At 70.3% G+C, this 12,071-nt stretch carries 12 protein-coding genes; 7 read left to right on the forward strand and 5 right to left on the reverse strand.

Annotated features, from left to right (window positions below; genetic code table 11):
- Positions 1-17 precede the first annotated feature (17 nt).
- Positions 18-1,175 carry an epoxide hydrolase family protein gene (locus tag AJAP_RS32375; RefSeq protein ID WP_038518570.1) on the forward strand — a complete coding sequence of 386 codons (1,158 nt, stop codon included), beginning with the start codon at positions 18-20 and terminating at the stop codon, positions 1,173-1,175.
- 79 nt (positions 1,176-1,254) lie between these two features.
- Here the strand turns inward: AJAP_RS32375 and AJAP_RS32380 are convergent, their stop codons facing one another.
- Complete coding sequence (locus AJAP_RS32380; protein WP_038518572.1) at positions 1,255-2,259, reverse strand: aldo/keto reductase; 1,005 nt, start codon at positions 2,257-2,259, stop codon at positions 1,255-1,257.
- 46 nt (positions 2,260-2,305) lie between these two features.
- Here AJAP_RS32380 and pdxR point away from each other — a divergent pair, with 46 nt between their 5' ends.
- Positions 2,306-3,655, forward strand: a complete 1,350-nt coding sequence (pdxR, locus tag AJAP_RS32385; protein ID WP_148311604.1) for a MocR-like pyridoxine biosynthesis transcription factor PdxR — start codon at positions 2,306-2,308, stop codon at positions 3,653-3,655.
- 4 nt (positions 3,656-3,659) lie between these two features.
- Here the strand turns inward: pdxR and AJAP_RS32390 are convergent, their stop codons facing one another.
- Positions 3,660-4,202, reverse strand: coding sequence for an ArsR/SmtB family transcription factor (locus AJAP_RS32390; RefSeq protein ID WP_038518574.1), 543 nt, complete (start codon positions 4,200-4,202; stop codon positions 3,660-3,662).
- A gap of 75 nt (positions 4,203-4,277) precedes the next feature.
- Between AJAP_RS32390 and AJAP_RS32395 the strand changes: the two genes are divergently transcribed.
- Positions 4,278-5,456 carry an MFS transporter gene (locus tag AJAP_RS32395; protein WP_228694682.1) on the forward strand — a complete coding sequence of 393 codons (1,179 nt, stop codon included), beginning with the start codon at positions 4,278-4,280 and terminating at the stop codon, positions 5,454-5,456.
- An 84-nt stretch (positions 5,457-5,540) separates the two neighbouring features.
- Here AJAP_RS32395 and AJAP_RS32400 read toward each other — a convergent pair whose 3' ends face one another.
- On the reverse strand, positions 5,541-5,900 hold the full coding sequence (locus AJAP_RS32400; protein ID WP_038518577.1) for an arsenate reductase family protein: 360 nt from the start codon (positions 5,898-5,900) through the stop codon (positions 5,541-5,543).
- A gap of 90 nt (positions 5,901-5,990) precedes the next feature.
- Here AJAP_RS32400 and AJAP_RS32405 point away from each other — a divergent pair, with 90 nt between their 5' ends.
- Positions 5,991-6,560, forward strand: coding sequence for a YdeI/OmpD-associated family protein (locus tag AJAP_RS32405; protein ID WP_038518580.1), 570 nt, complete (start codon positions 5,991-5,993; stop codon positions 6,558-6,560).
- Between the two features lies 1 nt (position 6,561).
- On the opposite strand, the gene AJAP_RS32410 is transcribed toward AJAP_RS32405, so the two are convergent.
- Both AJAP_RS32410 and AJAP_RS32415 read right to left on the reverse strand, forming a co-directional pair.
- Positions 6,562-7,767 (reverse strand): PP2C family protein-serine/threonine phosphatase, encoded by a 1,206-nt coding sequence (locus AJAP_RS32410; protein ID WP_038518583.1) that lies wholly within the window; start codon positions 7,765-7,767, stop codon positions 6,562-6,564.
- A gap of 9 nt (positions 7,768-7,776) precedes the next feature.
- On the reverse strand, positions 7,777-8,472 hold the full coding sequence (locus AJAP_RS32415; RefSeq protein WP_038518585.1) for a TetR/AcrR family transcriptional regulator: 696 nt from the start codon (positions 8,470-8,472) through the stop codon (positions 7,777-7,779).
- A gap of 58 nt (positions 8,473-8,530) precedes the next feature.
- Between AJAP_RS32415 and AJAP_RS32420 the strand changes: the two genes are divergently transcribed.
- From AJAP_RS32420 to AJAP_RS32430, 3 genes are all read left to right on the forward strand, one after another.
- Positions 8,531-9,328 carry a thioesterase family protein gene (locus AJAP_RS32420; RefSeq protein WP_038518588.1) on the forward strand — a complete coding sequence of 266 codons (798 nt, stop codon included), beginning with the start codon at positions 8,531-8,533 and terminating at the stop codon, positions 9,326-9,328.
- Positions 9,329-9,406: 78 nt separating this feature from the next.
- Positions 9,407-11,455 (forward strand): hypothetical protein, encoded by a 2,049-nt coding sequence (locus tag AJAP_RS32425; RefSeq protein ID WP_038518591.1) that lies wholly within the window; start codon positions 9,407-9,409, stop codon positions 11,453-11,455.
- A gap of 127 nt (positions 11,456-11,582) precedes the next feature.
- Complete coding sequence (locus AJAP_RS32430) at positions 11,583-12,005, forward strand: DoxX family protein (protein WP_038518593.1); 423 nt, start codon at positions 11,583-11,585, stop codon at positions 12,003-12,005.
- Positions 12,006-12,071: the final 66 nt, after the last annotated feature.

The following is a 12,071-nucleotide window of genomic DNA, read 5'->3' on the forward strand; positions in this document are numbered from 1 at the left end:
CACTCTACCTTGGTCTCATGAGCGAAAACACCGAGATCAAGCCCTTCCGCGTCGAGATCCCGCAGGCCGAGCTGGACGACCTCGCCGACCGCCTGGCCCGCGTCCGCTGGGCGAACGAACTGCCCACCGACCAGGTGACCGACGGGGTGCAGCGCGGACCGGTCACGCCGGGCTGGGAGTACGGCGTGCCGCTGGAGTACGTGCGACGGCTGGTCTCGTACTGGCGCGACGGCTACGACTGGCGGAAGTGGGAGGCGAAGCTCAACGAGTACCCGCAGTTCACCACGGAGATCGACGGGCAGAACATCCACTTCCTGCACGTCCGCTCGCCGGAGCCGGACGCGACGCCGCTGATCCTCACGCACGGCTGGCCGAACTCGGTCTTCGAATACCTCGATCTGATCGACCAGCTGACGGACCCGCGTTCTCACGGGGGCGAGGCGGCGGACGCGTTCCACGTGGTCATCCCTTCGCTGCCCGGGTTCGGCTTCTCCGGCCCGACGCGCGAGAAGGGCTGGAACCGGTACCGCACGGCTCAGGCGTGGGCCGAGCTGATGCGCCGCCTCGGCTACGAGCGCTACGGCACGCACGGGAACGACGCCGGTTCGTTCGTCGCCCCCGAGGTCGGCCGGATCGACGCCGAGCACGTGCTCGGTGTGCACGTGACGCAGCTGTTCTCGTTCCCCAGCGGCGATCCGGCGGAGTTCGAGGGCATGACCGAGAAGGAACTGGAGTACATGCAGTTCCTCCAGTCCTTCAACGACGACATGTCCGGCTACGCGAAACTCCAGGAAAGCGCGCCGCAGAACCTCGCGCACGCGTTGGCCGACTCGCCGACCGGGCAGCTGGCTTGGAGCGCGCAGCTGCTGTCGGCCACGAGCGACGACCACGTGCTCACCAACGCCACGCTGTACTGGCTCACCAACACCGCGGCTTCGGCGGCGCGGTTCTATTACGAGGACAAGCACAGCGAGCACCCGGCCGAGCCGACGACCGCGCCGACCGGGCTGGCCAGCTTCGCCTACGACTTCCGGCCGCTGCGGCGCTTCGCCGAGCGGGACCACGCGAACATCGTTTCGTGGCAGGAGTTCGACCGGGGCAGCCACTGGGCGACGCAGGACGCGCCGGACCTTTTGGTGGGGGACCTCCGGGCGTTCTTCCGCAAGCTTTCCTGACGGGGGCTGATGGGAGCTTTCACCGCATGTCATGCGGTGAAAGCTCCCATCGCCGGGTCTCATGCGGTGAAAGTCCCCTTCAGCTACCGGCGCCGTCCAGCAGCGCCATGGCCTCCGCGCCCAGCTCCAGCGTGAAGGCCGGCCGGATCGCCTCGTAGTGTTCCCAGGTCCGCGGGCCGATCAGCGGCAGCACCCGCGGCGACGTCTGGCGCAGCAGCCACGCCAGCGCGACCTGGTTCCCGGTCGCCCCCACCTCCCGCGCCACCGTTTCGACGGCGGCCATCCGCGCCTCGCCGTCCGCGCCGGCGTAGGTCTGCCAGACGGGATGCGCCAGCCGCCGCGCGGAGTCGTCGTAGATCCCGCGCAGGATCGACGAGTACGCGGCGAGGGCGATGTCTTCGTTGTCCCGCAGGAAGTCGAGCATGTCCCCGGTGGCCAGCGACGCCGAATCGGCCACCGGCCGCAGGTACGAATGCTGCAACTGGACGGCCACCGGCGAGGCCCAGCCGTGCCGCTCCGCGAGCGCGCGGATCCGTTCCAGCCGCCAGGTCCGGACGTTGCTCCAGCCGATCTGCCGCACCTTCCCCGCGCGGACGATCTCGTCGAGCGCGGCCAGCGTCTCCTCCAGCGGGGTCGCCCGGTCGTCGACGTGGACGTAGTACAGGTCGATGTGGTCGGTGCCGAGCCGCCGCAGGCTTTCGTCGACGCCGCGCCGGATCACGTCGCCGCCCGCGCCCTCGAAATGCCGTCCGATGTAATCCCAGTCCGCGGTGCCGTCGTCGTGATACCCCTTGCGCGCGCTGTCGGCGTCGGCGACCGCGGCCGACACCTTCGTCGCCAGGAAGACCTTGTCCCGCCTGCCTTTCAGCAGTTTCCCGAGCAGTTCCTCGCTCTCCCCGCCCGACGCGCCGGGCACCCACCACGAGTAGCAGTTCGCGGTGTCGAGGAAGTCGCCGCCGTCGTCGAGGTACGCGTCCAGGATCCGCGCCGAGGTCCGCTCGTCGGTGGCGGTGCCCATCGTCATGCACCCGAGCGAGACCTGGCTGACCTTCCGGCCGGTCCGGCCGAGTTCCACCTTTTCCATGGTCTGGACCTTATGCGCGATCGGTCCGGTACTACAGTCCGTTCCCATGACCGGATCCCGGACCAATCTGGCTTGGGACGTGCTTCTCGACCTCTCCGGGCCGGGCCCCAGGCACGAGCGGCTCACCAGGGCGCTGCGCACCGTGATCCGCGAAGGCACGCTCGGCTCCGGCGCCGCGTTGCCGCCCAGTCGCACCCTCGCCGCGGATCTGGGGTGCTCCCGCTGGGTGATCACGCAGGCGTACGAGCAACTGATCGCGGAGGGCTACCTCGCCGCGCGCACCGGATCGGGCACCGTCGTGCGCTGGTCCGCGTCGAGCGCCGAGCCCGCGAAACCCGCCGTACGCAAGGTTTCGCCGCCCGAGATCGACCTCGCGCCCGGCCTGCCCGATCTGCGGCACTTCCCTCGGACGCGCTGGGCGGAGGCGGTCCGCGAAGTACTCGTGAACGCGCCCCACGGCGAGTTCGGCTACCCCGTCCCCGGCGGGCATCCGCGGCTCCGCGCCGTGCTCGCCGACCACCTCCGCCGCTGCCGAGGTGCGGTCGTCGACGACGTCCGGATCGCGTCCGGCGTCACCGACGCGTTCGGCCGCCTGTGCCGGGCGCTGCTCGCGGCCGGGATCACCCGCGTCGCGGCAGAAGACCCCGGCTGGCACACCCTGCGCCGCGTCGCGACACGCGCCGGGCTCGACGTCGTCGGCGTCCCGGTCGACGAAGACGGGCTCCGCGTCGACGAGATCCCTCCCGGCGTCCGGGCCGTTCTCGTGACCCCGGCGCACCAGTTCCCCACCGGCACCGTCTTGTCACCCGCCCGCCGCGCCGGGCTGCTGGCCTGGGCGCGCGAAGCCGACGGCCTGATCATCGAGGACGATTACGACGCCGAGTTCCGCTACGACCGGCGTCCGGTCGGGACGGTGCAGGGCATGGATCCGGCCAGGGTCGCGCTGCTCGGGTCGGTCAGCAAGACCCTCAGTCCCGCGCTCGGCCTCGGCTGGTACACCGTCCCTCCACAGTGGACGGACAGAGTGGAGCCCTCGCCCACTCCGCCGGCATTGGACCAGCTGGCGTTCGCGGCCTTCCTCGAACGCGGCTCATACGACCGGCATCTGCGCGCGGCCCGGCGCCGCTACCGCGCTCGGCGCGACGCGCTGGTCGACGCGCTCGGCCCGGCGCGCCTGTCCGGCGTCGCCGCCGGCCTGCATCTCGTACTGGAGCTGCCCGGCGGATCCGCCGCCGCGGTGGTGGAACGAGCGGCGGCCAAAGGCCTGCGCGTGGCCGATCTCGGCGACTACCGCGTGGCACCCGGCGAACCCGGGCTGGTCCTCGGTTACGGCAACCTCGCGGACGGCTCCGTCGGCACCGCGGCCCGCCTGTTGCGGGAAGCCATCGCGCGATGACGAGTCACTCGGCCATGCGGTGCAACAGGAAGATCCCGTTCAGCAAAGGCCGGTCGAGCCGCTGCCCGTCGGTCGCCATGTACTCGTCGAGGATGTCGAGGATGCGGTTGTCGAGTTCGGTCGCCTCTTCCGGCGAGAGATGCAGCGCGAACCGCTCGGCCACCCGCACCGAACCGGGCCCGGCCTCGCGGAGTTCGTCCTGGAAGGCCTCGATCGGCCCGAACCTGGTGTCCTCGTCCTCGCCGTTCAACGGCCCGTCCAGCCACCAGGTCTTGCCCGCGTTGCGATAGGGCTTTTCGAGCGCGCCGCTCGCCCCGGTGCGCACCGGGGCCTGCTCCAGGAGACCGGCCTCGACGAGTTGGCGCACGTGGTAGAGCACCGTGCCGGGGTCTTTGCCGAGCCGGTCGGCGAGCTCCTTGTTGGTCAGCTCCCGCTCGCCGCAGAGCCGAAGGATGCGCAGCCGCAAGGGATGACCGAGCGCCTTGGCCTCACGCGCGGTCGCTTCGCGCCGTCTGTCCGCGACCCTCGCGGCGACCTGATCGTCCATGAGCGCAGCGTAGCCGACCGATGGAGAAGAGAGACATCGATGGAGTTTTCTCAATCGATGTGCGATCCTCGATCGGTGATCTCACTGGGGACCGCCTACCGGCGGTTGTGGAGTTCGTCGGGGCTGTCGAATCTGGCCGACGGGATCGTCAAGGTCGCGCTCGGCCTGGTGGCCGTCCAGTTCACCCGGTCGCCATCGCTGGTCGCGGGGCTGGCGGCCGTGTCTTCCTTGCCGTGGCTGGTGTTCGCTTTGCACGCCGGCGTGCTCGCCGATCGCGTCGACCGCCGCCGCGCGATGCTCGTCGCGAATCTGGTCCGCGCGGCGCTCGTCGCCGTGCTCGCGGTGGCGATCGCACTGGGGTCCGGGTCGATCTGGCTGCTCTACGTCGTCGCGCTGGGACTCGGGATCGCCGAAACGGTCCAGGACACGGCAGCGCAGGCGATCCTCCCGCAGATCGTCGGCCGCGACCGGCTGACGCGGGCCAACAGCCGTCTCTACGCCGCCGAACTCACCGCCAACGAATTCGCCGGACCACCGCTCGGCGGTTTCCTCGTCGCCGCAGGCACTTTCGCCGCGTTCGCGGCACCCTCGGCGCTCTGGATCATCGCGCTCGTCGCGCTCTTTTTCGTCCCCGGTTCGTTCCGCGTCGAACGGCCGCGGGCCACGAGCGTGCGCGAAGATCTCGTCGAAGGTCTGCGTTTCCTTTGGGAGAACCGGATTCTCCGGATCCTGGCGATCATGGTCGGTGGGTTCAACCTCGCCACGAGCGCCGTGATCACGCTCTTCGTGCTGTACGCGGTGGGCCCGTCGTCGGCGATGGGACTGTCCGAGCAGGCCTACGGATTCCTGCTGGCCGTCATCGCCCTCGGCGGTTTCGCGGGGTCGTTCGCGGCCGAGCGGATCGAACTCGCGCTCGGCCGCTCCCGCGCACTGGTGCTCAGTCTGCTCACCGGCGCCGCACTCGCCGGGATTCCCGCGGCGACCACGAACCCGTACGTGATCGGCGTGGTGTTCTTCCTCGGCGGGGCCGGCGTCGTGCTGTGGAACGTGATCGTCGTTTCGCTGCGGCAGCGGATCATCCCGGACCACCTGCTGGGCCGGGCCACCAGCGGCCACCGGCTCGTCGCCTGGGGCACCAAACCACTGGGCGCGGCGGCCGCCGGGCTGTTCGCGGAGGTCTTCGGGCTGCGGCCGGTGTTCGCGGGCGCGGCGGCAGTGATCCTGGCGCTGGCGCTGCTCACCCCTCGTACCTGAGGTGTGAAGGCCTCCTTGAGGGACCCAGAGTCCCTCAAGGAGGCCTTCACGGACCGGACCTGGTACCTACCACGCACGAGGCGGTCAGTCCGGAAGTACCGACTGAACGGCCTCCGGGGTCCGCCCGACCACGGTCGTGCCGTCGTCGGCGGTGATGATCGGCCGCTGGATCAGCTTCGGATGCGTCGCCAGCGCCTCGATCCAGCGGTCGCGGTCGGCGGGGGTGCGCCCCCAGGTCTTGAGTTCCAGTTCCTTCGCGATCGGCTCGGCGGTGCGGGTGATGTCCCACGGCTCGAGCCCGAGCCGCTTGAGGACGGCCTTCAGTTCCTTCGCCGTCGGCGGCTCCTCGAGGTACTTCCGCACGGTGTACTCGGCCCCCGCCTCGTCCAGCATCGACACCGCGGACCGGCATTTGGAACACGCCGGGTTCACCCAGATCTCCATCCGGGGCCACCTCCCTTCGAAAAGTGCTCACTCGATGAGCACTTTGCTTCCGATGATGGTCATAGACGTTACGACGAAAGGAACCCGGCCATGGACGAGACCATCTTCAGCGCCGCCTCCCCCTCCGACTGGCGCGCCTGGCTGGCCGAGAACGCCGGGACCGAAAAGGAGGTCTGGCTGGTCATCCCGCACAAGGACAGCGGCGTCGCCGGCGTCCGGATCGAAGAGGCGATGGAGCAGGCCCTGTGCTTCGGCTGGATCGACGGGCTGCACCGCAAGAACGACGCCACCAGCTCGCGGCTGCGGTTCACCCCGCGCAACCCCCGGAGCACGTGGAGCCGGGTCAACCGCGAGCGGGCCGCCCGCCTGATCGCCGAAGGACAGATGACCGAACGCGGTCAGGCGATGATCGACCTGGCCAAGGCGAAGGGCCGCTGGCAGGTCGTGCCGGACGGCGGCGGTGTCCCGGAGGACCTGCGTGCCCGGCTCGACGCCGACGAGGCCGCCCGCACTCACTTCGAGAAGTTCCCGCCGTCGTCGAAAAGGCTGATCCTCGAATGGATCCTGACGGCGAAGAAGCCGGAGACCCGGGAACGGCGGATCACCAGGACCGTCGAGCTCGCGGCCGTGAACGTCCGCGCGAATCACCCGGTCCGGTGAGTCAGTTCGGTTCGCACCGGGCGACGAGGAGGGCGATGTCGTCCTGTGCCGGGGTGTTGCCGACGAGCGCGGCCATCACGCGTGCGCAGACCACTCCGGGCTGCTCCGCGGAGACCACGCCCGCGAGCCGCTGCAGACCGACGTCGATCAGCTGATCCCGGCGCTCGACGAGACCGTCGGTGTAGAAGGCGAGCACGGCACCGGGCGGCAGTTCGACGACGGTTCTTCGGCGCCGCGGCCCGGTGACCCCGATGGGCGGATCGACCGGCGCGTCGACGAACACCGACGGACCACCGGGCGGCGCGAGCACCGGCGGCAGATGCCCGGCCAGCGAGATCGCCATGCTGTTGCGCGAAGCCGTCAGCAATCCGTACACGACGGTGGCCAGCGAGCCCGGCTCGAAATGCTGCACCTTCCGGTCCAGTTTGGACAGTACTTCCGCCGGATCGTCCGATTCGAGCGCGTAGGCGCGCAGCGCGCTGCGCAGCCGTCCCATGATCACGGCGGCGTTGAGGCCGTGCCCGGCGACGTCGCCCATCACGATGCCGAGCCGGTCGCCCGGCAGTGAGAACAGGTCGTACCAGTCGCCGCCGACCCCGGGTTCGGTACCCGGCACGTACCGCGCGGAGAACTGGATGCCCGGAACAGCGGGCAACCGCGCGGGCACCAGGCTGCGTTGCAGCGCGGCGGCGGCCGCACGATCGGTCGACGAGAGTTCGATCTGCGCCGCCAGCGCGAGCCGCGCGGCCACCAGCTGAAGCAGGTCGATGTCGGTCTCGGAGAACTCCCTCGGCGTCAGCGACCCGACGTGCAGGACCCCGATCAGCTCGTCGCCCGCGAGCATCGGCACGCCGAGCAGCGTGCGCAGCCCCCGTTCCCACAGGAGCGCGTTCACCACCGTGGTCTCGTCGACGTGGTCGATGATCACCGGACGGCGTTGCGCGGCCACCCGGCCCGCGAAGCCGGCACCGACGGGCACCCGGACGTCCTGGTAGACCTCTTCCTCGATCCCGGAAGCGGCGATCGCCAGCAGTTGCTGGGCCGAGGGATCGTGCCGCAGCACCGTGGCGGTGTCGACACCGAGAACCTCGCGCACGCGCGCCAGGATCGTGGCCATCACCTTGTCCTGACCGAGTTTCCCCAAGGCCGTGTCGGTGATGGCTTCGAGCACCTGGAGCCGATCGTCGGCTGTCGGGGTCTCGGGCATGCGCTGAGCCTAACCAGTCCGATCGGCGGCCACCTCCCAGCCCGCCGCCAGTTCGTCGAGGTCGTCCGCCAATGCTGCACTCGGCGGAATGGCGTCCCTCGGGACGCGGCAGGCGAGCGCCGTGCCGAGCCCGGCCATCCGGATGACGGTGTCGATCAGCGCCTCCGGCTCTTCCGGCCAGTCGAACCCCGGCTGGGCGATCAGCAGGCTCACGCAGCCGTGCATCGCCGACCAGAGGCCCATCGCGAGGACCTCCGGTTCGCCGCGCAGGATCCCGGCCCGCACGCAGGCGGCGGTCGCGTCGGCGAGGTACCGGAAACAGGCGACCGCGCCGGGCGACGAACCGCCGGAGGGACGCATCAGGAGCACGCGGTACTGCACCGGATGGTCGAGGGCGAACCGGGCGTACACCCGTGCGCGGCGGCTGAGGGCACGCATCGGATCGGCGACCTCGACGGCATGCTCGTGCATACGGCGCGCGAGTTCGTCCCACACCCGCAGGCAGACCGCCTCCAGCAACGCGTCCCGGCTGGGGAAATGCGCGTAGACCGACGGCGTGGAGACGCCCGTGCGGCGCGCGACGGCTCGCAGCGTCAGCGCCTCGTCGGTACCCGCCTCACCGAGCAGGGCGTCGGCGGCGGACAAGATCTCACCGCGCAGCTTGTCCCCTTCGCCCGGCCGCGCCTTCGTCCGCTTCGCGCCCATGCCGTGATGCTGCCAGCATTGACTTGACACCGTCAACTTGACGATGTCAGCTTGAGGCATGGCGCACTTCCGGACCGCGACCGCCCTCCGCCGCCGAGGCGACGGCCAGGTCTTCGACACCGAGCTCGATCCACAGTGGACGATCGGGACGAAGCTGCACGGCGGCTACCTTCTCGCCGTGCTCGCCAAGGCGGCCGCCGAGGTCTCCTCCCATCCGCATCTGACCGCGATCAGCGGCTCGTTCTCGGTGGCGCCCGAGCCCGGCCCCGCGGTCGTCGAGGTCGAGGTGCTGCGCGAGGGCCGCGGCCTCACCCAGCTGCGCGCGCGGCTGAGCCAGGGCGGCGCGCCCTGCACCGAGGCGCTGATCACCCAAGGCGTCCTGACCGACGGCGACGCGTGGTGGTCCGGAGTGGACCCGGTCGAGATCCCGCCGGAGCAGGACTGCCTGCCCGTGCCCGCCGACGGCGGTGGCGGATTCCGCATCGGCCTGATGGACGTCGTCGAGCAGCGTCTCGACCCGGCCGCGGCCGGTTTCGCGGTGGGACAGCCGTCCCGGAAAGGCGTCATCTCGTCCTGGCTGCGGCTCGCCGACGGCAGCGACTGGGATCCGGTGAGCCTGCTCGTCGCGCTCGATCCGGTGCCGCCGATCTCCTACGACCTGGGCATCGCGGGCTGGGCGCCGACCGTCCAGTTCACCGCGTACCTGCGCGGTCTTCCGGCGCCGGGTCCGGTGCGGGTGCGGATGCGCGCGGGTGAACTCGGCGGCGACCGGATGGACGAGGTCGCGGAGCTTTGGGACGAAAAGAACCGGCTGATCGGGCAGGCGACCCAGATCGCCGCCGTACGTCTCCCCTGAACCACCCGAAAGCGGGTTCATGACGCGGCGCCGGGAGTTAAGATCCGGCGTCGACGTCATTGTTCTGGGGGCAGGACCATGGAAGCGGAACCACGCCGCGCGGGCGAGAACGATTCCGCCGGCGCCGAGATCACCCGGCTCTGCCGGACCCTGGTGCCACTGGCCGCCGCCGGCAAGTACGCCGAGGCCGCGTCGACCTATCGCTGGGTGAGCAGGGCTTCGTCCGGCGACCCGATCCGGTACGGCGATCACGCGTCGCGGCTGGAATTCTGCGCCCTCACCGGCAACGAGCACACCGGTCTCGAACTTCTGTCGCTTTTGGACGGTGTCGGCGACCATTCGGACGCCGTCGGCAGGCTCGAGTTCTTCGCCTCGGCGGCGCTGCTCACCCGTCGGTTGACGGAAACCGGATACGGCGAGATCCCGTTCGTTCTCAACGGCCCGTACGACGGCGTCTCCCTGAGCAGGCTGCACGAGCGGATGCGGGCGGCGGCCCTCGTCGAAGCCGAGGAACTCGACGGACGCGAGCACTCCGGATACTTCACCGTCTACGCCGAACGGAAGATGGCCGCGAAACCGGTCGCGGAATTCGTCCCGCTCCTGCCGTCGGCGCTCCCCCGGGTCCCGATCCTGCCGCCGCCGGGGTTGTCCGCGGAGGAACTCGTCATCCGGGCGGAGATCCACAATCACCGGTGCGAACCGGAGGAGGCGCGAGCCTGCCTCGAAGCGATCGGCGATGTCCCGGATGAAATCGCGCCGCGGCTGAGCGAACTGCGCGCGATCTTCTTCCAGGGCGAGGACACCGAGGAGCGGCTGCGCCACGCGGCCGCCGGATTCCGGGGCCAGGGCGACGAAATCCGCTTCCTGCTCAACCAATGCTGGCTCGGCCTGTGGCTCGTCTTCGACGATCAGGTCGAGACCGGGGTCGCGCTGACGACGGTGGCCGCGGCCCGCTTGCGCGCCGGGACGGACGAACGCGCCGCCTGCTGGGGCGAATACTGGCTGGCGCACGTGCTTTCCGGGCAAGGCCGCACTTCCGAGGCGTACGAAGCCTTGCGACGGGGTGCCGAGCGGGCCGGTGAGGCGGGCGATCCCTTGCTCCTCGGGACACTTCTGTGTCTCGAAGCGTCGTTGCGGAACGGCGACGGCGAGGATCCGGTGACCACACTGGAACTCGCGCGGTCGGCGACGGACGCCTTCATCGTCGGGAACGTCGGCGAGAAGGCCGTCGAGGCGGTCGAGCAGGTCCGGATCGCTTACGAGCGCACGGGATCGCTCGACGAATTGGACGTCTTCGTGGAGCATCTGCTGGCGACGTTGCCCGTGGGCGGCCCGGAACGGTTGCGCGGACATCTCCGCCATCTTCGGGCGCTGTCGCTGATCGGCACCGGCAGGTTCGCCGAGGCCGTCGACGACGCCTACGCGTCTCTCGGTGTCTCCGCGTCGAAAGGCAAGGACACCGCGGAACATTGGTACGTCCTCGTCACCGCGCTGCACGGCGCCGGCCGCTACGACGAGGTGCTCGACGTCGCGCCCCGCACCATCGCCCTGCTCGCCACGTCACCGGACTGGGGCCACCGCTGCCGGTGGATGTACGCCGACAGCTACCGCGCGCTCGGCGAATCTTCGCGCGCCTTCAACGAATACGCCGTCCTCGCCGAAATACTCCACGCCTCGGGCGACACCGGGCATTCCTACATCTCGGTGAGCATGGCCGCCGCCGAACAGCTCGATCTGCTCGGCTACGGCGCGAACGCCGCGGACTTCTACGCGCGGGCCGCCGACGCGGCCTTGGCGATCGGCGGCGGCTACGTGGCCGCCACTTGCCGTAACGCGGCGACGCTGTCCCGGCTGCGGTCCGGCGACGTCGACGCGGCACTGAGCGCGCTCGACGCCGCGGAAACCGCCGTGCACGCGGTGGAAACCGAAACCGTGCCCGTCAGGGAACATCTCGTCGCGCAGCTCGACCACGTCGCCGCCCACGTGCTCAGCGCCGCCGGCCGCGTCCGCGAGGCGGCCCGCCGCGCGCTCCGTGCCGCCGAAACGTTCCACCGGATAGGCGAAGCCGAGTCCGCCCGCGACGTCGACCTGCTGCTCGAACAGATACTCCTCGGCGACCAGACGTGACGTGTGTCCCGTTTTCGGCCGGGCTGAAGGCTCCCTTCACCGCATCAGACGCGGCGAAGGAAGCCTTCAGCCCATGTACCTCGCCGCCGCCTTGCCAGCCCCGCTCAGCAGGAGAAGGATCCCCGGCATGACCGGAGGAGCCAGCGGTACCCGAAGCCTGCCCATCGGCTCGATCCTGCTGTGGGTCGTGCGCGTGGCGCTCGCCGCCGAGTTCCTCTACAGCGGCTACCTGCTGTTCTCCGGCGGCCACACCGAACAGGTCTTCGCCGAGATCGGGCTCGGGCAGTGGCTGCGGTACGTCACCGGCGTACTCGAGGTCGCCGGCGCGATCGGCCTGCTGATCCCCCGTCTCGGCGGGCCGTCGGCGCTGCTGCTGGCGGGCGTCATGGTGGGCGCGAGCGCCACGGAACTGTTCATCCTCGCCAACGGCGGCCCGGTCCTCCCGCTGATCCTGCTGATCGTCTGCGCGACGCTGGCGTGGTTCCTCCAGGATCAGACGCGCGCGCTGCTCGGGATCAAGCCTCCCGAAGACGACGAGGACGACCTCTAGGCGAACGCGCGCCACCCTTACACCGAACGGCGCAAAGATCACCCGCCGAATGCACCGATCACCGGG

This window comes from Amycolatopsis japonica (assembly GCF_000732925.1).
GTDB lineage: Bacteria > Actinomycetota > Actinomycetes > Mycobacteriales > Pseudonocardiaceae > Amycolatopsis > Amycolatopsis japonica.